2 protein-coding genes are annotated in these 1,735 nt (G+C 73.0%); both read left to right on the top strand.

The window, feature by feature from the left end:
* Nucleotides 1-322 (top strand): substrate-binding domain-containing protein (locus tag G3I40_RS35430; protein WP_164558947.1); only part of this gene is annotated, 322 nt, incomplete at its 5' end.
* Between the two features lie 239 nt (nucleotides 323-561).
* Nucleotides 562-1,735: SpoIIE family protein phosphatase (locus tag G3I40_RS35425; RefSeq protein WP_164558946.1), on the top strand; the 1,174-nt coding region annotated here is incomplete at its 3' end.

Here is a 1,735-nt window from a genome sequence, read left to right as displayed (position 1 = left end):
GCTCCTCGCGCGCGGCATCACCGGCATCATCTGCGCGAGCGACCCGCTCGCCCTCGGGGCCGTGCGCGCCGCGCGCCGGGCCGGGCTCTCGGTGCCCGGTGACGTCTCGGTGGTCGGCTACGACGACTCGGCGTTCATGAACTGCACCGAACCACCCCTCACCACAGTCCGTCAGCCCATCGAGGCGATGGGCCGCGCCGCTGTCGAGCTGCTCGTCGCACAGATCCAGGGCGGTACGGTGCCGCCCGGTGAACTGCTCTTCGAGCCCGAACTGGTGGTGCGCGGTTCCACGGCTCCGCCGCCCTCCGGGAACGGGGCGTAGCCGCGCTACGACATCCGGCCCCGTCCGCACGGGCGGGGCGAGGGGTCGTCACTACGCAATAACCGGCCGTCCGTTCGACCACAGGGGCCGGGATTCGCCTCCCGAAGGACATTGGCATATGCCATAAGCACCACCGCATCGTGTATGGCGAAATGCCTTACGACGCCAGGCGGCCTGTGCCAGAGTCGTTGTCGGTCCTTCCGTCAGCTGTGGCCCCTGTGCCTGCATCGGAGTTCGTCATGTCCCCCCATGTCTTCGCGGACCGCCCCGCCGGCCAGCCGCCGGAGCGTGGCACGGTCGACGCGCTGATCTCGCAGACCCGCCGACTTCTCGGCGACGTCGACGCGGTCCGGCGCGAGTCGTCCGCGGGCCCCTCGGGCGACGACAGCGATCCCGAGGCCCGCTGGCAGCGCGCCCTGTACGAGCTGGCGGTGCATCAACTCGCGGACCTAGACAAGCACTTGGCCCAACTGCGGGACGGCGCGGCGCCCGGCACCGGCCTCCCCGCCCAGCGTGCCGCAACCGACCTCGCGGAGCCTGGCTCGCTGCTGACCCGCGTCGGCACCGCCGAGTGGAACCTGCTGACCGACGAGGCCAGTTGGTCCGGGGAGCTGTACCAGATCCTCGGCCGGGACCCCGCCGCGCCGCCGCTGACCCTCGACGAACTGCCCGCCCTGGTGCACGCGGACGATCAGCCGAAGCTGACCGCGATGGTCACCGACTGCCTGATCGACGGCAAGCCGATCGACGGCGAGTTCCGCGTCATGTGCCCGGACGAGTCCGTGCGCAAGGTGCACATGATGGGCGAGCCCGTGCTCGACGCCGACGGCGCGACCGTCTCCATGTGGGCGGTCCTGCGCGACGTCAGCGAACTGCGCCGCAGCCAACGCGCGGTGAGCGAGTCCCGTGACTCGCTCCAACGCCAGCGGCACATCGCGCAGACCGAGCACCGGCTCGCGGTCGAGCTGCAGGAAGCCGTGCTGCCTCCGTGGCGCGGCTCCCTGCAGCTCCCGCGAAACGGCCCCGACGGACTCGGCGGCCTGGACGTCGCCGCCCACCACCTCCCTGCCGCCGCCGGCACCCTGACCGGCGGCGACTGGTACGACGCGCTCGAACTGCCCGACGGCCGCGCCATGGTGGCGGTCGGTGCGCTTCCCGGTGAGGGCGTCGCGGTCACCTCGGGCAAGGCGATGCTGCTCGGCGCCGTCCGCGGCATGGCCGTCTGCGACACCGCCCCCGCCGACCTCCTGGGCAGGCTGGGCCACCTCCTCGACCTCTCCGCAGGGCCGTCCCGCGCCAGCGCCCTGTGCTGCCGGTACGACCCGGCGGCCCGCACACTGGCGTGGGCGCAGGCGGGACACCCCGCCCCGCTGCTGATCCGCGACGGGACGGGGCGTGCGCTCACGCCGCCCG

Origin of the sequence: Streptomyces sp. SID14478 (assembly GCF_010548525.1) — a bacterium.
In the GTDB taxonomy this organism is placed as follows: Bacteria; Actinomycetota; Actinomycetes; order Streptomycetales; family Streptomycetaceae; genus Streptomyces.
Note: the sequence above shows the minus strand (reverse complement) of the source record. Positions and strands in the feature narration are given on the sequence as shown.